Genomic DNA, 23,437 nt, shown 5'->3' with positions numbered 1-23,437 from the left:
CCCGGTCGAGCCATCACGCTCGGCCGGGCTCGTCCGCTGTCGGACCCGGCAGGACCACCGTCGCCGGCCTTGACCGAGCCCGCCGGGACGGGGGCGATTTCAGCGTGAGCCGCGCCGGAACCGGCCTTGGCGGCGCTCGGCAAGCACAGACGGGTTCAGGCGGCCGAACAGGGGAGGCGGTCCGCGCACGGTCCAGAGCTTGAGATCTTCCGCGCCTCCCGGGATGTGCGACTCACGCCGGATCCGATCACATCCATGGAGGATTGTGGTGCTGGAGACCCGACGCCTGATCGTGCGTCGGTGGCAGGAGACTGGTCGGGAGCCTTGCGCGACGTCGAACGCGGGCCGTGAGGTCATGGAGTTTCCCCCTCGGCTCTCACGTCATGGAGTTCTCCCCCTCGGCACTCACCCTGGCGCAGGGTAACGCCGGGGTCAGCTCGGGGATGCGCGCAACGCGGCGATGAACCATTCGAAGGCCGGGGCGGCGGGCGGGAACGGCGCATGGCCGTTGAGCACGCCCATGAGCTGCCAGTACCGCTCCACCCGGCGATCGGTGAACGTCTCCACCTCGTCGGCCACCCGGCCACGGTCTTCGGCGGGCAGTGCCGGATCCACGATCTGGTTCAGGATCGCCCTGCCCTCGGCCGACTCGGGGTCGATACCGGCGGCCACGGCTCTTCCTGCGTGCTCGAGGACCAGGTTGGAGTCGTAGGGCGGTGGCCCGGATTCGCTCCCGGGCGCGGCTCCGGCCACCGCCATCTGACGTACGCGTTCCTGGAAGCCGGTGTCACTCACGAGTTCGGCGAGCTCCAGCCAGGCTTCCGCCTGTTCCGAGGTGGGGTCGCCCGGCAGCTCTGCCGGGAGTTGGCGCATTCGGGTCGCGATGTGCGCTCCCGGTGCCTGCGGGTCCAGGCCGTCGACCATACGGTCGACGAAGTCGTCGATCATTCGCTGCCGTTCCTGAGCGGACAGGCGGGCCAACTTGTGCATGAGCATCATCTCCTCGGTCGTGCTTTCCCGGTGGGTGATCGACCGCAGCACCGCCCGGCGCAGCTGGAGAGAGCGGATCTGGGTGTCCAGCGCCCCTACATGGGCTCGCGCGACCTCGGCCACCGTGCACTGCCTCGTCAGGATCTTCTGGACGGTGTCGAGGTCCAGTCCCAGTTCGCGGAGCGTCCGCACCAGGTCGAGCCGGACGGCGGCCTCCGCGTCGTACAGCCGGTAGCCGCCGACCGACCGGCACGTCGGCGGGATGACACCGATGTCAGACCAGAAGCGGATCGTACGCACCGGCAGGCCCGTGCGGTCAGCGAGCTGTCCGATGGTGAGCAGGTCGTCGCGGTCGTTCACCACAGCAGCATCAACCCTCCAGCCGCTGGAGAGTCAAGCCGATTGCTCCGGCAACCCCTCGTGGATCTTGTCGTGTGGATGCGCGGTGCCGGTGGATGGCCGCATCCCGTGCACGGTGATCACGTCACCCGGCTTGAGGTGTCGCCGGCGTTCAGGGGTGCGGAGAAGCAGTCGTACCGATGCGGGTCCTCCCGGCCCCAAAGGGTTCAGCCCTCAATCCAAAAACCGGCGATGCTGGACCGAGGTTCTCTCAGGCGTGCGGCGGCCGAGGTTTCACATGGACCGGGTTCGAACTCCTGACATCCTGCCCGCAAAGACGGATGCCACCCTCATCCGGCCTGCGAAAACGCAGATCACAGCACTGATCGCGTTCCCGCGACTCCTCGCCGTTCCCCCTTGTCCCCTGCCTCGTCGGGCACGCCGTCCGTGACGGCTCTTTTCCTCATCAGTACGATCGAAGGCTCTGCCGTACGGCTCCGCCTCGTCCTCGTCCGCGACCGAGGTCGAGAGTCGAGATCATGCGGCCACGTTCGGGCCGTTGCCGTCACAGTGCCGCTGTCACCCATGTCGCTACTTGGGCTCAAAGAGCAAGTAGTCGATCTTTCCGTCGGTCCCCACGGAGATCTTCGTGTCGTATTTCTGTCCCAGTGGAATGGATGTCAGCCCGGTCAGCTCTGCCGGCTCGGTGCTGCTCAGTTCATCCACCGTCAGCTTTGCCAGACCCTGGGCGATCTCATTGAACTTCTGCGGAGGGATTTCCTCAAGGAATTCTTGACTCAGGTGCTCCTTCAGCTCGCTCTCGGCGATCGGAGTACGATTCACGGCCTCCAGATACCACCGCAGCTGTTTGCCGACCGGGCTGTCGGGGATCGCGACCCCCTTGCTGCCGTCAGCACTCGCGCATCCCGCCAGAAGGACGGCGAGCAGGACGAGAAGACCAGCCGATACCCGAGACGGTCGCACCCGTGCCTCCTTGTGATCAAATACTTGGGGAGAAACACTACCGATCGATCCTGTCCGGAACATGAACGCCTTCCACCGCCGGTCGCGCCTCCCCCTCCCCTGATGGCTGCCGAAATCGGCGACCTGCGGATGGGAAGAAGCCGATTCGATCAGGGAAAAAGGCTCTGACCTGCAGTCACGGTCTCCGTAGGCGTCCGCCGAGTTCCGCCCTCGTTCACCCTTTCGGCTGTACTCGTGGCGCTAAAGCCAAGGCGCTATCGGCGTGGGAGGTCTCCAGCCAGATTGGACGCTGAGCTGGGAAACGCCGACCTGCAGGGGAGTGCCCCGAACACCCACGGCTCCCCGCGAGCCCTCCTTTGGCGTCGAGTGCTGAAGCTGGGGGGCTCGGTCGCGTTCTCGGTCACGCGAGAGGGCTTCCCGATCACGGCCCGGCTGTTTCGCGACTGCGCTGCCGAGTTCGGCCTGGACCTGCCTGACCGGATGGCGGCTCTTGGTGACGAACGGCGCTGCGAAGACGTGCCGGCCCATACGGGTTTCACGCTCACGCGCACGGTGGCCGACGATGTCACGCTGCCTCGATCGGATGTGGAGCAGACATGGCTCATCTACCGCGACAGCCCGCACCACCCCGAGCTTCGGGCAACTTCCAAGCGCGTACGGTGTCCAGCCATGCAGTGGCGACCGTAGGGCCGCATCTGTGCGGTGGCGCGGCAACCCCGGCCGGGGCGTTCGGTCGGTACGGCGGGGCCGGCGTGCGGTGCCCGGCCCGGTGTCCCGCCGCCGCCGTCCGGGACCGGCCCCCTGGCCGCACGACCGTACAACGGGCGCAGATCGTCGCACCGATCGACGGTCCACGTGTGAGTCCAGCCTTCCCACGATCCAGGCCGGCGTTGGAAGGTCGACTCCCAGGGATCGTCGAACCAGCGCGGACCGGTGGCTACAACGCTTTCCACACTAGGCAGAGAGCTTGTCGGCCTTCCATCCCGAGACTGGGGTGACCGCGGCGGGATGGCGGCGGGATGAGTGGTGGTGTCGAGCCGCCCTCTGGGGCGACGCGTGAGAACTGCAACCCTGACAGGGTCCGGAGATCAAAAAAAGGCCCTCTCCCCGTGTGTCGGGAGAGGGCCTCTGATCTGCGGAGGCTCGGGGATTTGAACCCCGGATGGGCGGTAAACCCAAACTGCAACCCGCTCGGGGGCTTCAGCCGTCGTAGTCCTCGAACTCCCATTCTCCGATCCGGCCGATCTTCTCGGCGAGTTCGCTCCACGTCGGAGCCTCCAGCACCGCGATCCGGTCGCTCAGCCACGTGGTCACCTCGGCGGGACGCAGCTCGGGTACGAAGAGCCGGTGGCGGCCGATGAGAAAGGGATGACGTCGCAGCTGATCGGCGAGGGCCGATGGGGTGCAGACGGTGAGCTGGAACCGTTCCTCGCCCGGCTCTCCCTGCGGGCCGACGTACATCTCCAGCAGCTCGCAGGCATGGGCGGGGTCGTCGATGCTCCGTCCGAGTTCGAGGTCTGGCCATCGGAAGGTGCCCACTCGTGCTCTCATCACTCAATGATCGTGCAACAGGGTGAGGCGAGGAGCGGGCTGCCAGGTTGGAGAGTGCATAAGTCATGGCTCGCAGAGGCGCCGAACTGGGCTCCGGGTTGGTCACGGGTAATCACGGCGAATTCTTTGTCGCTGAGACCAGCGGCGTGGTGATCATGGCTCTGGGTTCTGCTGCTCGATGGATTCGGCGATCGTGCGGAGTCGTCGGATCTCGCTGAAGATCTCCCTGTCACTGAGTACGGAGATGATCGTCAATCCCTGCGGGCCGCCAGGTTCTCTGTGAGATTTCCCAAGGGTGTGGCAGAGCGCCGAGCGTAGTTCGCCAAGTTCTAGCTGGAGGGCGTCTCGCTGAACTCTGCGTGTCGCGAGCTGAACGCCCGTGGGTGTGCGGTCTCCCGCTGCGTCCTCCTCCGTGGTGATGTCGATGTCTTCGACCCGTACGTACTCATCGCCGGGGCGAACGTCGATCACCACAGGAGTGTCGTCGGGGAGGCCTTCGAGGTAGTCGAGAAGCTGTCGCACAGTGAGCATGACCGCAGGATTTCCGGGGCCGGCGCATCTGCGCAAGCCTTCACTTCTCTGACCATCCCAGCCGCATACGGTTCCCGCGCTCACGTACCGGCGGTCATCCCGGAACCGAGCACCCTCGCCAGGGCGTAGCGGTTTTCAAGAGGGCTACATTCCGAGCAACCACAGAGCCTCTGAACAGGCCATGAGGCTCATCTCGGATCTCGACCACGAAAGATCATCCCGTATATATCCCACAGGCTCCTTGGTCCCCGATCATCATGGCTCGTGCCGCAGATCATTCCTTCCCCACCAGCGGAAGCTTCTTTCTCTCCACCTCTTGACCTGCCCCCCATGTTGTCCGAGACCATGTCGATCATGTGGTTCTTCCGCTTCCTCGCGATCGGGCTCCTCAGCGGGACCGTGATGATCCCGCTTCTACACTCCCCACGGGGTGAGGGATTCGAGCATCTGCGCTTGGATGCGATCGTGAACCTGGAGATCGGCTGGTTTCTCATGGTCCCGATCTCACTGGTGGTCGGAGTCTTTTGGGTCGGCTTTTTCAGCAAGCGGACCCGGCCGGCGCCTCCGGGCTTCGTCCTAGGAGGGATCACCGTCGCGTTCGGAGCTCTGGTCTTGTCACAGGCAATGGCCACGTCACGATGGCTCAACAGCTGGCCTTCCGGAGTCGGTGATCCGGACGGCGAATACGTCATGGCGGCGTTCGCCGAGCTGTCAGGAGTAGTGACCCTGCTCGTCGGCGCGACGATCCTGATCAGTCGGGGCATCGCCGTCCGGCATTCGCGCAAGACGGTCGCCCCTGCCCCATGAGCCGTTGATCAACGGAGAACACCGCGGATGCGAGAGATTCGAACTTCTGACATCCTGCTTGCAAATCGGTCTGATCGCATGCCATGCGGGCCATGAGCTGGGCGGAAGGCTCCCCGAGAGCGACCGTGACTGACCGCTGTTGACCGCCCCTAATGGCCCGCTAATGGCCCGGCGATTCAGGAAGATCCTGCGGTGCGGTCCGCTGTCGACGCACGAGGAAACCACCGCCCCACCGCAATCCACGTAAGAGAAGGCGGACCACGCCGAAAAGGAATGCGATCTGAAACAACAGAGAACACATGAGCAAGACTTCGCCGACCGGCTCCCGGCCACTCTCACGTGCCCATTCCATGAGCACGGACGTGGCGATCATGCCCAGTACGTACCCGAGCATCGCCAACGCTTCATGGTACCCGGCTCGCATGAGTCGATCTTAGGCCCGGCGCTGGAAGCCTGTCCCTGCCCCTGTCTGGTCTCTCAGGCGACCAAGCCCGGATCATCTGGAAGCGGTGAACGTTGATGGACGCAGGTTGCAAGATCAGGCATGCTGGTTCCCCCCTATGCGGAGGATCAGATGCATATCAGCGATATTTTGCTCGTGCTGATGGTATGCGCTGTATGGGCTGTTCCGGCCGCGCTGCTGTTCTTCTTCCTCTACTGGACGATCCGATTGGCCATCAGGCATGAGAAGCAGCGATTGCCGACTCCTCGTGAGATCGCGGATCGGGAACGACGGGAACGTATAGCGGCAGAACGCGTCGCTCAATATCGCCCCGGACAGCGTCGGCCCAAGTGAGCGAGCGCTGGAAACCGTTCCGCGCTGTCAGCTTGGGAAGTCTCTAACCCACCTGGCCGCTGAGCTGGGGAGACGCTGACCTGTGGGGGAGTGCTTCGGTTCCCCGCGATTCCCCGTGAGTTCCCCTTGCTCCCTCTGCTGACGGGCACGCAACGGGCACGGCCTGGGAACCCCGTGCGGATGCGCACACTCCGCCCGGCGGATCTTCCCGTCTGCCTCGTCCCACCCCGGAGGGGCAACAGCTCGGGGACGGAGGGTCAAGGCCGTCTTCGCGTGTACGCCGGCCGGTGGACGTTCCTCGGCCATGGGATGCCAACGGTCACAGACGGCCTTGATCCGGAGGAGTTGAGATGTTGGGCTCGCCTGGGACGTGGCAGGCGGGAAGATCCGGCTTCCACCTCAACCACTTACGGCCTTCATGCTGGAACGTCGATCATCCCGGAGCCGAGTACCCCCGCCGGAGGCGCTCTTTTAGCAACGGCTCTTTGATGGGAGAGTTCGCAGCATGCAATGGCAGCGATCTATCTGGTTCAGGCTTGGGGCTGCTTTCTGGTTCGTCTTCTATGGGTGGACTGGTGCCGGCGTGGTTTTCGGGCTCTCCGGATTTCGCGGTCCGGTGCCTGCCGGGTGGTTGTTCGGCATGTTCGTGTTCGGGTCGCTCGGGATACTTCTCCAGATTGTGGCCGTGGTCGTGCACGTCTGGCGGCAGCGGAGTGATCAGCGAGATCCGAAGGATGTCAAGGGCGCCGTGTAGTAGTCGGCCCAGCCGTCGAAGCGACCTGGCGGCGGGGTGCCGGTGGTCGGCGCGTTGGCCTGGTACGGCGCGGTGTGCCTACGGCGATGCCCCGCGCGGCGCTCGCGCCGTGACCGGCCCCCAGGCCGCATGCGCGGCGCGGGGACGCCGGCGCGGGGCATACGGCGGCGCGACGCGCCGCCGCTTGACACCCCATAAGAACAATTCGGCAGTGCCTCAGCTCGCGATCAGCTGGTGTGGCTGTTGCTCAGGACTTCGCGAAAAGGTCGAGCACGTCGCTGAAGCCGGTGGTGAGGCTGTCGAGAAGGGCTTTGCCCTTTTCGGCAGTGGCCAGAGACGGCCGACCGATGACCCCGTTGTCTGTGTATGCCTGCATGCCCTTCGTCAGGAGATGGCGGCGGTCGTCGGCGAGCCAGTCAGCGGACTGGTAGGCGGGGCGGATCACCTCGGGGCAGGCGTGCAGCAGGAGGGAGGTCTCCAGCTCTCCGGCGTGCATGTCTTCGTGCATGGAGCTGATGAGGTGAGCGGCGGCTCGGGCTTCGTTCCAGTCCTCGCGGGAGGGAAACAGCGCCATGCGGCGGCCTTCGGCGTTGGCCTCCTGGACGACGTTGCTCAGGACGTAGTTGCCGCCGTGGCCGTTGACGACGACCAGGGCGGTGGGACCGGAGCGGGTGACGGAGTCGTAGACGTCGGTGATGATCGCGTGCAGGGTCCGCGCGGAGATGCTGACCGTTCCCGGCCAGGCGCTGTGTTCGTGCGAGCAGGAGATCGTCACGGGCGGGAGCAGCAGGACGGGGTGAGCGTCGGCGATCTGGCGGGCGATCAGGGTGGCCACGATGGTGTCGGTGCTGAGGGGCAGGTGGTCACCGTGTTGTTCAAAGCTGCCGACGGGGAGGATCGCGACCTGGGCGTTGCGGTCTCGTTCCTCGGTGGTGGTCGCGGTGGGCAGCAGGGTGGTCACCGGTCTCCTTGTGGCTGAGGTGCTGTTAGGAAGAAGGACTCCAAGAGGATGTCGAGCCTGGTGAGCAAGTCTGCCACGGAGAGGTCTGCCGTCCATCGGGCCAGATGAGCGCGTAGTGCTGTGAGCTGGCTGGTGACCCGGTTGGAGCGAAGGGCCTGCATGTGTGAGAGCGCTTCTTCGGTCACCGCGCAGGCGTGCTCTCGTTCGCCCGCTACGGCGTAGGCGGTCGCCATACGCGTCAGGAACAGAACGTGATCGCGCGCCTGGCTGGATTCGGGCCACTGGGAGCGACTGGCCTCGAATATCGGGATGGCAGCGGTGGCTTCGCCCAGCAGGACGCGGGTCGCGCCGGTCTCCATGGCGATGTAGGCGGGAGTGCAGTACGAGGCGCGGTCGCTCTCGCTCTGTGCCATTCCCTCGATGGCTTCGACAAGGGCCGTTTCTGAATCACGGGCGGAGTCCGCTGTCTCTCCGAGGTGGGCGTTCGCCATCGCACGGGTTCTCAGGATGACCGCTCTGAGCCTGGGTGTGAGGGCATCGGAGTTGGTCAGAGCCGCGTTCGCCAGTCCAAGGCCGTGGCCGTGGTCACCGGCCTCGGTGGCGATGATGCTTTTGCGCATGAGGATGTAGGAGATGACGTGCTGGTCACCCAGTTCCATCGCGTAGTCCAGGGCCTTGTTGGTCCACATCGTGGCGTGGATGAAATCGCCCAGGTCCTGATGGAGCCAGCCGCAGAATTCCAGCAGTTCGCTGGCGAAGTTCAAGGCTTCGGTGCGGTCGGCTCCTCGGGTTACCTGGCAGAGCTGCCCGACTACGGGCACCTGGCTTTGAACCGCACTGATCAAGAGGAGTGGCCCCATGATGGCCTCAGCCTGGATGTGGCCGGTGAGGACGTGCCGGAGTCCGGAGATGACGGAGCGGCTGGATGCACTGGTCAGGCTGGCCAGGTATCGAGTCGGCAGTCCCGTCCCCGACACCGACTGATCCAACGGTCGTGAGGTCGGCGGGTGCCGAGGTTGTGGGCCGGCTGGGGGAAGGCGGCGCGGTGCCAGTCCGAGAGTCAACCGGGCGGGGCCGGGCATGTCCAGGCCGTCGGCGATGCGCTCGATCACGTCGAATGAGGTGACCTGAACGGCCCCCTTCATGATCTCGCTGATCTTGCCCTGGCTGAGGTTCACCGCGACGCCGATGCGGGTCTGGCTGAAGCCGCTGTGCTGACGGATCAGCCGGAAGAGCTGCCCGATATCGCGGTCGCGGAGGGCGGCCAGCGTTTCCGGGCGCTGCCATAGCTCCGGCGGGATAACGACTGGTTCAGTCGCATCTGCAGGCATATGGGCCTCCCCCCTTTCGCGACGCGGCTTCCGGATATCCAACGCTTGTCACCGGGGGTTATCCCGTCAAGGGATATCGGCTATCCAGCCGGAGTATTGCGGCTCGGGATGGGGCGCGTAAGGCCGGGTGACGACCCTTGATCCATGAGTGAGCCGACAATGAGGACCGTGGGTCCCGCCACGGTCGTGGTGAATCCGCCGAAGTCGTGCCGCTGTCGAGTTCCGCTGAAGGCGGCGTGATGAACGGAGATGAGATTCCGGCCATCAGCCGGCAGAAGGCGATCACCCCGGTACGGGCGGCGCGGCGGCTGCATGATGAGTTGGCCGCGTTGAACATCGCCTCGGATGTTCACGATGGGTACGGGCTGGCGCTGGTGTCGGTCTGGTTCGGGCTGGTCGTGTGGACCGATGGCCAGGTGTTCCGCTGGTGGGCCGGGCAGGAGGCAGGCCGGGCTCGTCTTCGGCGCTACGCCTTCTGCCCTGCGGGTGATCCGGTGACGGCTGCACGCCGGGTGGCCGATCGTTGCGTTGAGCTTCGCGAGCGGGGACCGGTTCCGGCTCCCGGCCCGAGTGGTTGTGCTCCGCAGTGATCGAGCTGGCGGGCTGCCTGAGTCCCCACGTGTCCACGCCGCAGCCTGGTCACACGCGACTGGTCTGGCTGAGCCCCGACAGAGGGACGGCGCGCCTGCGGGTGATCACCTGGACCTGCCGATGCCGGGCCACCTTGTACGAGTTGTGCCAGGCCGGAGGACAGGGCTTCATCCGGCGCACGCTCCAGTTGGAAGGCAGCCCGGAAGTACACGAGACCTATCGATGGCCGGTCCGGCAGGTCGGCGATATATGGAGGGCGTTGCTCTCCGGGGAGGCCCGATAGGCGGATGCGTCGGCATGGTCAATCTTGGTCTTCCGTGTCGCCGCATCACGGGGCGACGCCCTACTGCAACTCGAACTGCAACTGTGACACCCCGAGAGATCAGAAAGGCCCTCTCCCCGTGTCTCGGGAGAGGGCCTCTGATCTGCGGAGGCTCGGGGATTTGAACCCCGGATGGGCGGTAAACCCAAACCGCATTAGCAGTGCGGCGCCATAGACCTGACTAGGCGAAGCCTCCTGGTTGCCGTTCGGCTCAGCACAGCGTACCGGCCATCAGGCAAGGCGGCAAAGCGGTTGACGATCGCGTCTCGGGCAAGAGTTGGGGGAGAGTTATCCACAAGTGGTGGATAACTCTTCCCGCCCCTGTGGACAAACTGAGGAGTCCCCAGCTGAGCACGGTGGAAATCCTGTGGATTCCCAGTTCGCGAGACGCTACATCTCAACGAGTGAACACCATTGAGGCCTCTCACCGCCTGCCGGGACGGGAGAGACCTCGGGTGGTCACGGAGATCAGGCGGCCGGGTTGGCCTCGCCCTCGATCTCAATCTTGATCTTCTTGCCGACCAGGACGCCGCCGGTCTCCAGCGCCTGGTTCCAGGTCAGGCCGAACTCCTCGCGGTCGATCTCGGTCTTGATCGAGAAGCCCCAGACGTCCTGGCCCCACGGGTTGGTGCCGGCGCCGCCGTACTCGACGGTGAGCTCGACCTGCTTGGTGACGTCACGGATGGTGAGGTCGCCGACGAGGGTGAACTCGTCACCGGAGTGGCCGAGGACGCGGGTGCTGCGGAAGGTCAGCTCCGGGAACTTGTCGACGGAGAGGAAGTCGTCGCTGCGCAGGTGGTTGTCACGGTCGGGAGCGCCGGTGGTGATGCTGACGGTCTTGATCGAGAGCTCCGCGGAGGAGTCCAGGGGGTTCTCGGCGATGGTGACGGAGCCGGCGAACTCGTTGAACTGACCGCGAACCTTGCTCACCATCATGTGCTTGACGACGAAGCCGATCTGGGTGTGGGCGACGTCCAGAGCGTAGGTGCCCGGGGCGGGGATCTGAAGGTTCTCCCAGGTCCGAGTGGTCATTTTTCTGCTCCCGAAGAGATGCTTACTGGTGGATACTTGCGTCAACAGATTTCTACACGAGGAATATTCCTCTCGTCAACTACTGTCCGGTAGGGTGGTGAGCGTGAACCACTTCGACGACTCCCGGCTGACGGCGATGGGCCTCCTTGCCGAGGTCTACACCGGCATCTCAGCGAAGACGCATGAGTCCTTCGTCGCCGCGAAGCTCTCAGAGATCGACTTCGAGACGTTGATCAGGCTGGCGCGCTCGCCACAGCGGCGGCTGCGCATGAGCGACCTGGCGGCGCAGACGGGGTTGTCCACGAGCGGGACGACCCGGGTCGTCGACCGGCTGGAGCGCGAGGGACTGGTCACGAGGCAGGCGTGCTCCAGCGACCGGCGGGCCTCCTACGCGGCCATCACCGAGGCCGGCGCCGACCGGCTGGGCGGCGTCCTCCCGCAACACCTGATCGACATCGACACCTGGTTCACCGGGCTTCTCCCCCCCACGGAGCTCGACACCTTCCTCGACACCCTGAGGACCATCCGCGACGCCGTACGACCGTGCGCAACCGCGGGAGCGGAGGACCTCCGGCCCGAGGCGGAGGAGACCGCGCTCAGCCCGTCCGAGTGAAGCGTCCATGAGGGCCGTCCGAGTGAAGCGTCCATGCCGTCCGAGTGAAGCGTCCATAAGGGAGTGACGCGTCTATAAGGGATCGGTGGACGCGGCCGCAAGGGAGTCGGTGGCGGGCGGGGAGCGTGCCGGCCGCCTCAGATCTGCGGTTCCAGATGCCGCGGTTCGGAGGTGAGGTCGCCCCGGAGCTTGGCCATCCCCCGGGAGACCGTGCTCTTGACCGTCCCGACGCTGATGCCCAGGGCCTTGGCGATCTCCGGCTCGGTCATGTCCTCGTAGTAGCGCAGGACGACGGCGGTCCGCATCCGGGTGGGCAGCCGGTCGAGGGCCTGCTCGACGCGCTCGGGCAGGTGCTGGGCGCTCGCGACGACCGGCTCGGGGAGCTCGCTCGACGGATACTCCTCCAGCTTGCGCCGCCTCCACCAGGAGATGTTGATGTTGACCATCGCCCGGCGCACGTAGCCGTCCAGGGCGGTACGGTCCTGGATCCGGTCCCAGGCGAGGTAGGTCTTCACCAGCGCCGCCTGCAACAGGTCCTCGGCGTCGCTCGGGTGCCCGGTGAGCCGGTGGGCGGCACGCAGCAGCGCCGGGCCGCGAGCAACGACATACTCGCGGAACTCCTCGTCGGTCCCGCCGGCCACCACGATCACCAGCCTGTGCTCCAGGTGCGTATGGTGGCCAGAATCGCAGCCAGAACCCATACTGCGGCTGAACCGAAATCTATATTTCATCCCATCAACGGTAAAGATCAGCTTCGATGGGCGATGGAGCCTGCAAGAAGCCTTAGATAGCGGTTTGTCATCGGGCAGACACCAATGCGTTCTACCAGGGAGGGGAACTTTAGTACCCGGTTGGACACCTGCCGTGATTATTGGTGGAGCGGACAGCGGGATTCCGCGAAGCGTGTGACGCTGGCTGCGACACCTTGCAGAACTGGGGAGCGACGATGCCCTATCGCAGCGCCGATCGCCGCCGTACGCTGGCGGCCGCCGCGCTTGGCCGGACCGTCCAGGAACCGGGTCCCCTCCCCGCGGAAGGCGAGCTCTTCCACGCGGTCAGCGGCACGATCCTCGACGTCAGCCCGCACCTGATCGTCATCGACACTCCGGACGGCGACGAGGAGCGGCTCGTCATCGCACCGTGGGCGACCGCCTGGCGCGGGGAGGCCGTCAGCCCCGCCGACCTCTCCCCCGGATCCAATGTGATCATCAAGGCGCTGCGGGCCGGCCGAGTCGCGGACCGGATCTGGGCGGACATCACCAGGATCACCGGAGTGATCCAGTCGATCGGCTCCGAGGGCAAGGACCACACCGTGGAGCTGTACTGCGGGCCGCACCGCGGGCGGCGCACGATCGTCATCCCCTACCGGTCCTCCGGGCGGCTGCGGGTCAGGCACCCTCAGTTCGAGCCCGGTTACCTGTTCGACGCCATCGGGGTCCGTGAGGACGGCACGGCACTGGCGCGGCTGCCCGCGACCTCGCAGCCGCCCTACCGGTGGACGGCCGTACCGCCACCGCCCCCCGGCTACGTCGGCGTGCAGTCGCGGATCTCGGGCACGGCCACCTGGTCGGACACCTTCGACGACGGGGAGCAGGGGGTGGCCTACCCCATGCTGGAGCGGGCCGACACGGCGTGCGACGACACCGGGGTGTCCTGCGCCGGCCTGCCCTACCTGGCGCTGGGATCGATGCTCAACGTGCGCAATGTGTGCGCCGGACGCACCTCGGTCCTGCCGATCGTGGCGTGCGGCTGCCTGGCCGGCCGGTTCTGCGACCGGTGCCTGGAGTGCGGCACCTCGCCGCGCGGCCGGATCCTGGAACTGTCCCCGAGCTCCTTCGTGGAACTCGGCGGAGACCTGACCACCGGGTGCTTCAACGCCCGGCTTGGAATGGGGTGACACAGATGCTGACGACGATCGCCGCCGCGCAGTTGCCGGTCGTGTTCCTGCTGCTGGCCGCGGGTACGGTCGCGAAGATCTGGACGGTCGTGCGCGAGGCCGAACCGGGCACGCTGAGCAGGCTGGGACCGGCCGTGCTGGTGCCCGAGCGCTGGCGCGCGCCCGCGATGCTGAGCTGCGCGCTCGGAGAACTGTTCCTGGTGAGCGGGCTGTTGCTGACCGGCCACCCGTTCTTCCGGTGGGGGATCTCCGGGTTCTTCGCGGTCTCCACCTACGTCCTGTGGGAACTGCGGCGCCGTCGCCCGGACGTGGGCTGCGGCTGCTTCGGCGAGGTGAGCGCGCTCCCGGTGGGACGGCGGTCGCTGGGACGCACCATGGTGCTGACGGCCATGTCCCTGGGACTGGTCTGGACGCCGGAGATCCCCGGCTGGGCGGCGATGGCGGACCTGACGTGGGCGCACGCGCCGGCCGTGCTCGCGGGACTGCTGGTGCTCGCCGCGCTCTCGCCGGAGATCGAGGAGACGGTCGCCAGGCTCCGCTACCGGGCACCCTGCGAGCAGCGCCGCCTCGACCCGGCCGCCGCGCTCGGGCGGCTGCGGTCGAGCGCGGTCTGGCGCTCGCACGAGGAAGTGCTGTCGAGCAAGGATCCGGTCGACAGCTGGCGGGAGCTGTGCTGGCGGTTCTTCGTCTATCCGGGCAACAGCCACGCGGGCGACCCCGTCGACGTGGTCTTCGCGATCTATCTGAGCGGGCGGCACCCGGCGGTGCGGGTCGCCATGGTCGGCTCTGACGGGCAGCCGGTGAAGACCGGAACTCTGCCGGAATCTCTGCCGATATCGGCTGGACACTAGAGAACCCTAGATTTTCCTAGGGCAGCATGATTGAGCTCTATATGGCTCTCTAGCTTCCCCACTAGAGAGCCATATAGAGGGCTAGGGTCTCCCTCGCATCATATCGAACAAATGTTCAGTCAGACCGGTTGTGACCGCAGGAACTTTCCGAAGTGCGGCACGGTGAACGCGATCAGCCCGCGTTCCGCGCTGTAGATCAGGCCCTTCTTGATGAGGCTGTCGCGAGCCGGGGAGAGACTCGACGGCTTGCGTCCGAGCCCCTCGGCCACCTCGGCGGTGGCGACGGGCTCGTCACCGATGGCGGCCATGGCGTGCATGTAGTCGCGCTCGGCGGGGGTGGCCCGCTCGTAGCGGCTGCCGAAGAAGCCGACCGCGAGCTCCTCCTCGGCCTCCGGCGCGGAGACCCTGATGTCGTCGGCGGTGATCGGGCTGCGCAGCGCCAGGTCCCAGGCGACCTTGCCGTACGCCTGGACGAAGTAAGGGTAGCCGTCGGCGGCCACGTAGAGGGCGTCGAGGGCGTCCTGAGTGAACTCCACGCCCTCGCTCTCGGCCGGGGCGATGAGCGCCAGGTCGGCCGCCTCGCGGTCGAGACGGTCGATCCTGGCGTAGCGGAAGAGCCGCTCGGAGTAGCTCTTACTGGCCGACAGCACGCTGGGCAGGTGCGGCAGCCCCGCGCCGACCACGATCAGCGGGCCACCGCTCTGGGAGAGCTCGTGGCAGGCCGCGCAGAGCGCCGAGACGTCGGGGGCCTGCACGTCCTGCATCTCGTCGATGAACAGCGCGATGCCGACGCCCAGATCGGTGGCGACCGCGGCGGCGTCGACGAACAGCTCGGTGAGGTCGATCTCCAGGTCTCCGGAGTCGGCGCGCCCCCGTCCCGCGGGCACGTCGATCGCGGGCGACCAGTGCGAGGTGCCCTTGGCCGCGGACGGGTCGCGCATCGCGAACGCCTTGAGCACGCCGAGGAACTCCTCGATGCGCTCGGGCGCCCGATGTCTCGGGGCCAGCTCCCTGACCGCCATGTGCAGGGCGGCGGCCACCGGGCGCCGGATCGACTGGTCGGGCCTGGCCTCGATCTTGCCGGTGCCCCACAGCCGCTGCATGGCCATCGACTTGAAGGTGTTGAGCAGAACGGTCTTGCCCACGCCGCGCAGCCCGGTGACCACCATGCTGCGCTCGGGGCGCCCTCGGGCCACCCGTTCCAGAACGATCTCGAACTGCTGTAGCTCGCGGTCGCGACCGGCGAGCTCCGGGGGGCGCTGTCCGGCACCGGGAGCGTAGGGATTGCGCACGGGGTCCACGCTCTCGGACTTTATGACGGGATATAGCGGCCGGCTTAGAATTCCGTAGAAAGTGCTACGGCGTGTCGCGCCGCGCTCCACCGGCGACCGGGGAAGCGGGGGTTGCACCGTCGGCGGCACCGCGAGCATCGCCATGGCACACCCCTTCACCTGCAGGAACGTCAGCCCGAACCCGTGTTCGATCCCGTGCCCATGACTGTAGCGCGGGTTCGAACACAGGCGCGATACGTTTCGGTGAAAAGCCTTCCCAAGGAATGTGCGCCCCGCGCCGTTCGAAGGTGACGGCACCCGTGAGCCCGGCGACGTGTATGGGTGGCTCAGTCCCGGACGGTGAGCCCCATCGAACGCGCGGTGCCGGCGACGATCTTCTCCGCCTGGTCCAGGTCGGCGGTGTTGAGGTCGGGCAGCTTGGTCCTGGCGACCTCTCTCAGCTGCGCGCGGGTGATCACGCCCGCCGCCTGGTGCCCGGGGCGGGGGCTGCCCCCGTCCAGGCCGATGGCCCGGCGGATCAGCGAGGCCGTGGTGGGCATCTTGACCGCCAGCTCGAACGAGCGGTCCTCGAACACGGTGACGACGACGGGGACGACGAACCCCCGCCGGTCCTGGGTGGCCGCGTTGTACCGGCGGCAGAACTCCATGAGGTTCAGGCCCAGCGGGCCAAGGTCCTTGCCCACGGTGGCGGGGCCGGCCTCACCGGCCTGGAGCTGCAGTTTCGCGATCCGGCCGACCTTCTTCTTCGACATGCCCGCCAAGCTAAAGTCTCCTGTAACTGGAGGCTCAACGGAATAATCGAGGCCATGAGCTACACGATCGGACAGCTCGCCAGGCTCTCCGGGCTGCCGGTGAAGACGATCCGCTTCTACTCCGACATCGGGGTGCTCCCCGAGCGCGGCCGCACCCGGAGCGGCTACCGCCTCTACGGCGACGAGGACCGCGGGCGGCTGGAGCTCGTCAGGACGCTGCGCGAGATCGGCGTCGACCTGGCGACCATCAGGTCGCTCGGCGACCGCGACCTGGGCGAGGTGCTCTCCCTGCACCTCCGTACGGTGGAGACGCAGATCAGGGCGCTGCAGCGGACCCGGGCGGTGCTCAGGGCCACCCTGGATCGGGACGAACCCACCGACGACGACCTGCGCCGGCTCAACGCCCTCGGGCGGCTCGGCGCGGCGGAGACGGCGGCGCTGGTGAACGAGTTCGTCGACGAGGTCGCCGGCGAGAACGCCGCCAGGCAGGAGTGGCTCGGCAGCCTGCGCGAGGCCATGGTGCCCGACCTGCCCGACGAGCCGGGCATCGAACAGCTCGACGCCTGGCTGGAGCTGACCGAACTGCTCGCCGACGAGGGTTTCCGCGCCTCCCTGCGCGAGATGGGCGGCGACTTCTGGGAGAACGCCGACGGGATCGACGTGGCGGCCTGGCACGAGGCCAACACCCTGGTCACGAAGGCGGCCCTGGCCGCGGCGCGGGGCGGGGTGGCCCCGGAGTCGGAGGCCGCCGCGCCCGTCGTGGCCGAGCTCGTCGCGGTCCTGGCCGGAGCGCAGAGGCGCACCCCGGAGTCGGTCGTACGGGACTACGCGGAACACGACCCGCGCGCCGGGCGATACTGGGAGCTGGTGGCCGTGGTCAACGGCACGCCCTGGCCACCGGAATCCGTGATCGCCCACGAGTGGATCGCCGCGGCGGCCGCCTCTCACCTCGGGTAGCCGGTCACCTACAATGGCTTTTTGTCGCTTTTGTCCGTTTTTTGAGGGGGCGGCACGTGTCAGATTCCAGATTGATGATCCGCACGCGGGCCGTGCTCGCGACGGCCGTCGGCTGCCTGGCGGCGGCCTCGTGTGGCACGGCCGCCTCCCAGCCCGCCCCCGCCGCGCCTCCGGCCACCTCGGCGCCGATCTCGGCGTCCTCGTCCGCCACCGGAGTGGCCGCCCCGGATCCGCCCGTGACACCGACGCCCGGCCCGTCCACCACCGCGCCACCCACCGCGTCGCCGACCCCGACGGGCCCGCCGGAGTTCGTCGCGAAGGTCTCCCGGATCGCCCGCGAACGGCTCAAGTACTCGTGGCGGCCCGGATGCCCGGTCCCGGTGGGCGACCTGCGGCTGATCACGATGACCTACTGGGGCTTCGACGACAAGCCCCACACCGGCGAGCTGGTCGTGAACAAGGCCGCGACCGACGACATCGTCGCCGTCTTCCGCCGCCTGTACGACTGGCGCTGGCCCATCTACAAGATGCGGCTCGTCGACGTCTACAAGGCCGACGACTACGCCTCGATCGACGCCGACAACACCTCGGCCTTCAACTGCCGCCCCGCGGAGGGGTCGAGCAGCTGGTCCAGGCACGCCTACGGCCTGGCCGTCGACATCAACCCGCGCGAGAACCCGTACATCTACGCCAACGGCACGGGCTCCCACGAGAACGCCCGCAAGTTCTTCAAGCGCCCCGTCCGGGCTCCCGGAGTGATCAACCCGGGCGACCGCGTGGTCAAGGCCTTCCAGCAGAGAGGCTGGGAGTGGGGCGGCTACTGGTCCGGCATCAAGGACTACCAGCACTTCTCCAAGGGCGGGAACTGAGCCCCGGGGAAGCGCTCGTCCGGTGGTCCCGGGCCGTTGTCCGAGGGGGCGTCGGCGGGTGCCCGGCTCAGCCGTACACCGGTGAGACGTCGGCGGGCTGGAGCAGGTCCCAGCGGTTGCCGTACAGGTCCCGGAAGACGACGACCTGGCCGTAGGGCTCGCTGCGCGGGGCCTCCTCGAAGGCGACGCCCGCGGACAGCAGCCGCTCGTAGTCGCGGGCGAAGTCGTCCGTGTACAGGAACAGGCCGACCCTGCCGCCGGTCTGGTCCCCGATCCGGGCCTCCTGCTCGGGACCGTCGGCGCGGGCGAGGAGCAGAGCCGTCTCCCGGGCGCCGCGGGGGCGGACGGTCACCCAGCGCTTCCCGCCGCCCAGCGGCGTGTCCTCCAGAAGCTCGAAGCCGAGGACGTGGAGGTAGAAGCCGATGGCCTCGTCGTAGTCACGCACGACGAGAGCGGTGAGCCCGAGGTAGGACCCCACGGGCGGCCCGGGCCTCTTCAAGGGCCGTCCCCCGCCGGCAGGCCGGCACGGGCGGTCTCCTGAAGCCCAATGAGCGTCAGGACGACCCGGGCGGCGAGCGCGCCCGTGACGATCGGCAGCGGGACGCGGGCGACCAGGGCGAGGGCGACGGTCGCGTACGCGCGGATCGGCCGCGGAAAGCGAACGGGCGCGAAAAGCGCGCTCGGGTACACGCTCGGGTGCATGGGAGTCCTTCGACGAGGATCGAGGTGGCCAGTATGCAGGATCAGGACATGGCGCCATCGACGCTTTTCCGCCGGCCGGCTGTCCCCTCCGCCACCGGCGTCTCCCCGGTGGCCGGCGAGGCGGAGGAGAAGGAGACTCCCGGCGACCCGGGCGGCGTTCGCGTCTCCCCGGTGGCCGGGGGCGGAGGTCGAGATCCCGTACGTCGGCACGTTCGGCGGCCGCGTCTCCCCGACGGCCGGGGGTGGAGAGTGCGCGGCCGCGCCCTGATGCATCATTGGTCCATGACGGCCGGGGACGGGGACGGATGGGCTCGGTGCGATCTCGGGCACCGGCACTGGGGGGTGCACGGCGCGGCCGGCCTGCTCGCCGTCCACCACGACGCCACGGACGGCCCCCGCGTCCTGATGCAGAAACGTGCCGCGTGGAGCCACCACGGCGGCACCTGGGGGCTGCCGGGCGGTGCCCGCGACAGCCACGAGGACACGATCGACACCGCCCTGCGCGAGGCCTTCGAGGAGGCCGCGCTGGACGGCACCGGCCTGCGGGTCCAGGGCGTCTACCTCGACGACCACGGCGGCTGGTCCTTCGAGACCGTGATCGCCGAGGCCGCCGAGCTGCTGCGCGCGATCCCCGCCAACACCGAGAGCGACGCCCTGCGCTGGGTTCCCGCCGAGGAGATCACCGCCAAGAACCTCCACCCCGGTTTCGCCGCGACCTGGCCGGTCGTCGGCCTCGCGCTCGCCCCCTCCCTCGTCGTCCTCGACGTCGCCAACATCGTGGGCGCCCGCGCCGAGCACGGCTGGTGGCGGGACCGCGCGGGGGCGGCGGCCAAGCTGCTCGCCGAGGTCGGCGCGCGTGCCGCCGACGGCCGGCTGACCGCGCCCGACCGCACCCCGGTGCTGGCCCGCTGGTTCCCCCGGCTGGCCGCGGTCGTCGAGGGCGCCGCCCGCGACACCGCCCCCGCGCCCGGTGTCTCCGTGATCGCCGCACCGGGCAGCGGGGACGACGCCGTCGTCCAGGCCGTGCGGGACGCCCGCCCCTGGGAGCGCGTCCTGGTCGTCACCGCCGACCGGGGGCTGCGCGAGCGGGTCACGGAACTGGGCGCCGAGGTTATCGGGCCCCGCCGGCTGCTGGCGCAGTTGTGATGTCCCGCGTGGAACGTGGAACAGCGACGCGATATCGCACGGCGAGGCGCGTGTCCGAGCTTCGGACCGGCCCGCGCACCCGGGAGGTCAGGGCCGGGACGGCTCCGGTTCCGGTTCCGGCTCCGTAAGGTCAGGCCCGGGACGGCTCCGGTTCCGGTTCCGGCTCCGTAAGGTCAGGCCCGGGACGGCTCCGGTTCCGGGAGCGGCACCGGTTTCAGATCTCGGGTGGCCCGGTGGAACAGCCAGTAACTCGCCGCGGCGACGGCGAGGAAGAGCAGCCTGGCCGGCCCGGGGATGTCCAGGACGAGCAGGCCGTCGCTGAGCGAGTGGAGCGTGGCCGCCGCGACGAAGGCGGCGACGACGGGCAGGGTCACGACCGCGCGCCCCCTGACCTGCCAGGCGCCGAAGGCCACCGCGCAGACCAGGCCGGTCCAGACGAGGTGGCTGAAGGGGGTGCTGAGGCCACGCAGGAGGAGGACCGTACCCGCGCCCACGGCGCCGTCGTGGTTGGCGATGCTCTTCCAGGCGTAGGCCATCGACTCCATGATCGCGAACCCGGTCGCGCAGGACAGGCCGAGCGCGACCCCCGCGGCCTTGGTGAGGTGACGGCCGGTGAGCGCGACCGCGAGGGGTGGGACGAGTTTCGCGGGTTCCTCGATCCAGCCGACCCGCAGGATCGAGGTGCTGTTCTTCTCGGAGATGAAGAGCGCGTCGAAGTAGCCGCCGAGCAGGAGGGCGACGCCTCCGCCGAAGAGGAACATGCCCATCAGCGTCATGGGCGGCACGCTGGTGGCGACGTGGATACGGTCGTGGATGGCGAGCAGGAGGGCGAGGGGCCCGGCCGCGGCCCCGTAGAAGAAAGCCGCGGGCAGGAGCGCCTGGTTACCGGCCGCCTGCATCATGGCGATGAGCGAGAAGGACAGAACGATCAGGGCGATCCACACCTTGAACCATCGATGCCGATAGAAGCGCAAATGGTCTCGCATGGTAAGTAATTCCCCGGTACGTTTGCCCTAGATTCGGGCGATTTGTCGATATTTATCTAAATATCGACTCCGCCACGATGACGGCGCCGATGACCATGAACACCACGGGCACCAGCCACGCCCCCGCCCGCTCCACCAGGGCGATGACCTTCCTGTGCGAGCCGAGCCAGGAGGCCGCCGCGCACCAGACCGCGACGAGCACCGCGAACACGGCCACCGTGACGGCGCTGGACGCGAGGCCGATCGTGCGGAACATCGGGGTGTAGACGGAGATGTTGTCGGCCCCGTTCGCGATGGTCACCCCCGCGATCGAGAGCACGCCCGAGGCGATCCGGGGTGCCCCGCCGTCGCCGTCGTCGCCGTCCTTCCCTGCACTCCAGGCTCGCCAGGCTTTGACCAGCCCCCACAGCCCCATCCCGAACGGCACCAGGCCGAGCAGTCCCACCCAGCGGTCCGGCACCACCGCGAGGCCGAGCGCCGCCGCCGCCGAGACGGCCACCAGCGCGGCGATGCCCGCGTACTGGCCCACGACGATCCGCCAGGGGCGGGGAACGCCTCCCGCTCTGGACGCCAGGAAGAGCACCGTCAGAATGATGATGTCGTCCACGTTGGTACCGGCGAAGACGACGGCGGCCGTACCGATCGTTTGAATCACGCGCGCATTATGTCGGCTCCCCTTCCGGGTGTGCGGTGACCGTGGTCAGCCGAGAGCTACGGACGTTATGATCACTTTCATCCGCTCTTGCCATTTCCTCGGAGACCGCACGTGGGCTATCCGCCGCAGTACGGCCAGCCGCCGCGGGGCGAGACAAGACGAGGGCTGGTCGTGATGGTCGTCATGGCCGTCGGCGTGGCCATCGGGGCCGTCGTCACCGTCTTCATGGTGTTCAACCCTCCCTCGTCGCCGCCGAGCACGGCGGCCCCGACGCGTGGCGGCGAGCGATCGGAGCACTCGGAGGCCTCGGTCCGCCAGGCCGTCCAACCGGCGCTCGACGCCTACAGCAGCGGGTTGTACGGCGACTTCTGGGACCTGTGGACCACCGAGGCGCAGGGGCTGATCGCCCGGGAGGAGTATGTGAGGCTGTTCGAGATCTGCCCCCCGATCCTGCCCAACTCCCCGCTCACCATCGCCGGCGTCACGATCACCGGCGACATCGCCAGGGTCCAGGCGACCCGGCTCGACGACTCGACGGACTTCGACTTCGTCTTCGAGGGCGGTACGTGGCGGTACGAGCCCTCACCCGAGGAGCGGCTCACCTACCAGGCCCCGGTCGACCAGATAGCCGAGCAACGGCGGGCCATGGGATTCTGCGGCGTGGTCGTCCCCACCTCCGCCCCCGGTGCGCCCACCCCCACTCCTTCCATCACTCCCTCCGTGCCCACCGCCCCCTCGGCGCCCGCCGTTCCCTCGAACCCCGCCGCTCCTTCGAACCCCACCGATCCCACCACTCAGCCGCCCGGGTTTCTGTAGCGATGACCTTTGGCTCAGAAGTGCTGCCATAATCGACAATTCACAGCTACTGTCGAACGCATGGCCCACTCCATGCCGGCATGGCGAGACGGCACAGGATCGGAAAAACCATCATCGAATGATCACGATGGCGCCAGACAAGAGTCGGATTCGGTTCCGCTGTGGCTGGCCCATCTCCAGCTCAGAGAAGGACAAAAGGCAATCGGCGCGCCGGCTTCCGATACATCTATCACCATAGAGCTGGATAAAGCGGATTATGAGGCGCTTTCCCGTAAGGCGCGCCTGACCGGAAACCGGATCGCCGACGTGCTCCACGCGGCCGTCCAGCGAGAGATCGGCAACAAACCTCACGTGATCACCCTGATGCACCGCTGGAACCTGCATCGCGAAGACCTCGACACGGCGGCCGACTCCCTCGGGGTCGACCAGCTCTCCGAGGCGGAGTGGGGCCAGATCGGCATACGCCGTTTCCGGAGGCGCTGAATCATGCTTCCCGGTCGAGTGCTCGACGTGAGCGCACTGGTCGACATCGCGGTGGCGAAGACCGAATACTCCCGGAGCGTCGCCGCCATGTGTCTCTTCCGCGGCGGCGGGATATGCGTCCCGGCCACCAGCCTGGCGGCCGTCCTGTCCATCTCCCCGCTCTCGACCCAGGAGGAGCTGTTCGAGCTCGTCACGACGCCCGGTGTGAGGATCGACGACTTCACCCACGGGAAGGTGGGGGACATCGCGGAGATCCTCGACGGATCGCGCGACATCACGGCCGGACACGTCGTCTGGTGTGCCCGCGCCACCCACTGGCCCATCCTCACCGATCGCGGGGCGGAGCTCATCCAGTACGACCAGAACATCGGGATCGACCCCCTGCCCTAGCGATCTCCGCTCCCGGTGGCCACGGCGTTCTCGTTGACC

At 67.7% G+C, this 23,437-nt stretch carries 29 protein-coding genes and 1 tRNA gene; 14 read left to right on the top strand and 16 right to left on the bottom strand.

The genetic code is table 11. The features are described 5' to 3' along the window. Window positions 1-432: 432 nt before the first annotated feature. The gene (locus tag AB0F88_RS25335) at window positions 433-1,350 is read right to left on the bottom strand and encodes a MerR family transcriptional regulator (RefSeq protein ID WP_362688713.1); all 918 of its coding nucleotides are present in this window, start codon (window positions 1,348-1,350) and stop codon (window positions 433-435) included. Between the two features lie 570 nt (window positions 1,351-1,920). Continuing rightward, window positions 1,921-2,376: a Cpe/LpqF family protein gene (locus AB0F88_RS25330; RefSeq protein ID WP_362688710.1), complete on the bottom strand. Its 456-nt coding sequence runs from the start codon at window positions 2,374-2,376 to the stop codon at window positions 1,921-1,923. A 303-nt stretch (window positions 2,377-2,679) separates the two neighbouring features. Here AB0F88_RS25330 and AB0F88_RS25325 point away from each other — a divergent pair, with 303 nt between their 5' ends. After that, a complete protein-coding gene (locus AB0F88_RS25325; protein ID WP_362688707.1) occupies window positions 2,680-3,000 on the top strand; it encodes a hypothetical protein in 321 nt (106 codons plus the stop codon). Window positions 3,001-3,513: 513 nt separating this feature from the next. Here AB0F88_RS25325 and AB0F88_RS25320 read toward each other — a convergent pair. Both AB0F88_RS25320 and AB0F88_RS25315 read right to left on the bottom strand, forming a co-directional pair. Continuing rightward, a complete protein-coding gene (locus AB0F88_RS25320) occupies window positions 3,514-3,864 on the bottom strand; it encodes an Imm8 family immunity protein (RefSeq protein WP_362688704.1) in 351 nt (116 codons plus the stop codon). A 153-nt stretch (window positions 3,865-4,017) separates the two neighbouring features. Next, window positions 4,018-4,395 (bottom strand): hypothetical protein, encoded by a 378-nt coding sequence (locus AB0F88_RS25315; RefSeq protein WP_362688701.1) that lies wholly within the window; start codon window positions 4,393-4,395, stop codon window positions 4,018-4,020. 330 nt (window positions 4,396-4,725) lie between these two features. Between AB0F88_RS25315 and AB0F88_RS25310 the strand changes: the two genes are divergently transcribed. From AB0F88_RS25310 to AB0F88_RS25300, 3 genes are all read left to right on the top strand, one after another. Continuing rightward, on the top strand, window positions 4,726-5,202 hold the full coding sequence (locus tag AB0F88_RS25310) for a hypothetical protein (RefSeq protein ID WP_362688698.1): 477 nt from the start codon (window positions 4,726-4,728) through the stop codon (window positions 5,200-5,202). 544 nt (window positions 5,203-5,746) lie between these two features. Continuing rightward, a complete protein-coding gene (locus AB0F88_RS25305) occupies window positions 5,747-5,998 on the top strand; it encodes a hypothetical protein (RefSeq protein ID WP_362688695.1) in 252 nt (83 codons plus the stop codon). 505 nt (window positions 5,999-6,503) lie between these two features. Further along, window positions 6,504-6,752 (top strand): hypothetical protein, encoded by a 249-nt coding sequence (locus tag AB0F88_RS25300; RefSeq protein ID WP_362688693.1) that lies wholly within the window; start codon window positions 6,504-6,506, stop codon window positions 6,750-6,752. 247 nt (window positions 6,753-6,999) lie between these two features. On the opposite strand, the gene AB0F88_RS25295 is transcribed toward AB0F88_RS25300, so the two are convergent. Further along, complete coding sequence (locus AB0F88_RS25295) at window positions 7,000-7,713, bottom strand: creatininase family protein (RefSeq protein ID WP_362688692.1); 714 nt, start codon at window positions 7,711-7,713, stop codon at window positions 7,000-7,002. After that, complete coding sequence (locus tag AB0F88_RS25290) at window positions 7,710-9,044, bottom strand: helix-turn-helix domain-containing protein (protein ID WP_362688689.1); 1,335 nt, start codon at window positions 9,042-9,044, stop codon at window positions 7,710-7,712. The genes AB0F88_RS25295 and AB0F88_RS25290 overlap by 4 nt, the downstream gene beginning before the upstream one ends. A 239-nt stretch (window positions 9,045-9,283) precedes the next feature. Between AB0F88_RS25290 and AB0F88_RS25285 the strand changes: the two genes are divergently transcribed. Continuing rightward, on the top strand, window positions 9,284-9,634 hold the full coding sequence (locus AB0F88_RS25285) for a hypothetical protein (protein ID WP_362688686.1): 351 nt from the start codon (window positions 9,284-9,286) through the stop codon (window positions 9,632-9,634). Window positions 9,635-9,683: 49 nt separating this feature from the next. Here AB0F88_RS25285 and AB0F88_RS25280 read toward each other — a convergent pair whose 3' ends face one another. From AB0F88_RS25280 to AB0F88_RS25270, 3 genes are all read right to left on the bottom strand, one after another. Next, window positions 9,684-9,806, bottom strand: a complete 123-nt coding sequence (locus AB0F88_RS25280) for a hypothetical protein (protein WP_362688683.1) — start codon at window positions 9,804-9,806, stop codon at window positions 9,684-9,686. Window positions 9,807-10,063: 257 nt separating this feature from the next. Beyond that, a tRNA-Ser gene (locus AB0F88_RS25275) sits at window positions 10,064-10,153 on the bottom strand. Between the two features lie 272 nt (window positions 10,154-10,425). After that, window positions 10,426-10,989, bottom strand: a complete 564-nt coding sequence (locus AB0F88_RS25270; protein WP_362688680.1) for a YceI family protein — start codon at window positions 10,987-10,989, stop codon at window positions 10,426-10,428. A 103-nt stretch (window positions 10,990-11,092) separates the two neighbouring features. Between AB0F88_RS25270 and AB0F88_RS25265 the strand changes: the two genes are divergently transcribed. After that, complete coding sequence (locus tag AB0F88_RS25265) at window positions 11,093-11,602, top strand: MarR family transcriptional regulator (protein ID WP_362688677.1); 510 nt, start codon at window positions 11,093-11,095, stop codon at window positions 11,600-11,602. Between the two features lie 137 nt (window positions 11,603-11,739). Here the strand turns inward: AB0F88_RS25265 and AB0F88_RS25260 are convergent, their stop codons facing one another. Then, on the bottom strand, window positions 11,740-12,243 hold the full coding sequence (locus AB0F88_RS25260) for a SigE family RNA polymerase sigma factor (protein ID WP_362688768.1): 504 nt from the start codon (window positions 12,241-12,243) through the stop codon (window positions 11,740-11,742). A gap of 305 nt (window positions 12,244-12,548) precedes the next feature. Between AB0F88_RS25260 and AB0F88_RS25255 the strand changes: the two genes are divergently transcribed. Together AB0F88_RS25255 and AB0F88_RS25250 are read left to right on the top strand one after the other, a co-directional pair. Further along, window positions 12,549-13,499: a hypothetical protein gene (locus AB0F88_RS25255; RefSeq protein WP_362688674.1), complete on the top strand. Its 951-nt coding sequence runs from the start codon at window positions 12,549-12,551 to the stop codon at window positions 13,497-13,499. A 5-nt stretch (window positions 13,500-13,504) separates the two neighbouring features. Next, a complete protein-coding gene (locus tag AB0F88_RS25250; protein ID WP_362688671.1) occupies window positions 13,505-14,350 on the top strand; it encodes a MauE/DoxX family redox-associated membrane protein in 846 nt (281 codons plus the stop codon). Window positions 14,351-14,469: 119 nt separating this feature from the next. On the opposite strand, the gene AB0F88_RS25245 is transcribed toward AB0F88_RS25250, so the two are convergent. Together AB0F88_RS25245 and rplK are read right to left on the bottom strand one after the other, a co-directional pair. Beyond that, the gene (locus AB0F88_RS25245; protein ID WP_344749614.1) at window positions 14,470-15,651 is read right to left on the bottom strand and encodes an ATP-binding protein; all 1,182 of its coding nucleotides are present in this window, start codon (window positions 15,649-15,651) and stop codon (window positions 14,470-14,472) included. Between the two features lie 317 nt (window positions 15,652-15,968). Then, a complete protein-coding gene (rplK, locus tag AB0F88_RS25240; protein WP_362688667.1) occupies window positions 15,969-16,394 on the bottom strand; it encodes a 50S ribosomal protein L11 in 426 nt (141 codons plus the stop codon). Window positions 16,395-16,448: 54 nt separating this feature from the next. Between rplK and AB0F88_RS25235 the strand changes: the two genes are divergently transcribed. Beyond that, window positions 16,449-17,351, top strand: a complete 903-nt coding sequence (locus AB0F88_RS25235) for a MerR family transcriptional regulator (RefSeq protein ID WP_362688664.1) — start codon at window positions 16,449-16,451, stop codon at window positions 17,349-17,351. A gap of 74 nt (window positions 17,352-17,425) precedes the next feature. Beyond that, complete coding sequence (locus AB0F88_RS25230; protein ID WP_362688660.1) at window positions 17,426-18,220, top strand: M15 family metallopeptidase; 795 nt, start codon at window positions 17,426-17,428, stop codon at window positions 18,218-18,220. 67 nt (window positions 18,221-18,287) lie between these two features. Here AB0F88_RS25230 and AB0F88_RS25225 read toward each other — a convergent pair whose 3' ends face one another. Both AB0F88_RS25225 and AB0F88_RS25220 read right to left on the bottom strand, forming a co-directional pair. Next, on the bottom strand, window positions 18,288-18,698 hold the full coding sequence (locus tag AB0F88_RS25225) for a VOC family protein (RefSeq protein WP_362688657.1): 411 nt from the start codon (window positions 18,696-18,698) through the stop codon (window positions 18,288-18,290). A 17-nt stretch (window positions 18,699-18,715) separates the two neighbouring features. Beyond that, entirely contained in the window at window positions 18,716-18,922 is a 207-nt protein-coding gene (locus tag AB0F88_RS25220; RefSeq protein WP_362688655.1) for a hypothetical protein, read from the bottom strand. A gap of 282 nt (window positions 18,923-19,204) precedes the next feature. Between AB0F88_RS25220 and AB0F88_RS25215 the strand changes: the two genes are divergently transcribed. Beyond that, window positions 19,205-20,068: an NUDIX domain-containing protein gene (locus AB0F88_RS25215; RefSeq protein ID WP_362688652.1), complete on the top strand. Its 864-nt coding sequence runs from the start codon at window positions 19,205-19,207 to the stop codon at window positions 20,066-20,068. Window positions 20,069-20,241: 173 nt separating this feature from the next. Here the strand turns inward: AB0F88_RS25215 and AB0F88_RS25210 are convergent, their stop codons facing one another. Continuing rightward, window positions 20,242-21,054 carry a PrsW family glutamic-type intramembrane protease gene (locus tag AB0F88_RS25210; RefSeq protein WP_362688649.1) on the bottom strand — a complete coding sequence of 271 codons (813 nt, stop codon included), beginning with the start codon at window positions 21,052-21,054 and terminating at the stop codon, window positions 20,242-20,244. A 52-nt stretch (window positions 21,055-21,106) separates the two neighbouring features. After that, window positions 21,107-21,709: a cadmium resistance transporter gene (locus AB0F88_RS25205; protein WP_362688646.1), complete on the bottom strand. Its 603-nt coding sequence runs from the start codon at window positions 21,707-21,709 to the stop codon at window positions 21,107-21,109. Between the two features lie 111 nt (window positions 21,710-21,820). Between AB0F88_RS25205 and AB0F88_RS25200 the strand changes: the two genes are divergently transcribed. The 3 genes from AB0F88_RS25200 to AB0F88_RS25190 are packed head-to-tail and all read left to right on the top strand — an operon-like array spanning window position 21,821 to window position 23,398. Further along, complete coding sequence (locus AB0F88_RS25200) at window positions 21,821-22,525, top strand: hypothetical protein (RefSeq protein WP_362688643.1); 705 nt, start codon at window positions 21,821-21,823, stop codon at window positions 22,523-22,525. A gap of 60 nt (window positions 22,526-22,585) precedes the next feature. Further along, a complete protein-coding gene (locus tag AB0F88_RS25195; RefSeq protein WP_362688641.1) occupies window positions 22,586-23,008 on the top strand; it encodes a hypothetical protein in 423 nt (140 codons plus the stop codon). A 3-nt stretch (window positions 23,009-23,011) separates the two neighbouring features. Further along, a complete protein-coding gene (locus AB0F88_RS25190; RefSeq protein WP_362688638.1) occupies window positions 23,012-23,398 on the top strand; it encodes a hypothetical protein in 387 nt (128 codons plus the stop codon). Window positions 23,399-23,437 lie beyond the last annotated feature (39 nt).

It is taken from the genome of Streptosporangium sp. NPDC023963 (genome assembly GCF_040639135.1).
Lineage (GTDB): Bacteria > Actinomycetota > Actinomycetes > Streptosporangiales > Streptosporangiaceae > Streptosporangium.
Note: the sequence above shows the minus strand (reverse complement) of the source record. Positions and strands in the feature narration are given on the sequence as shown.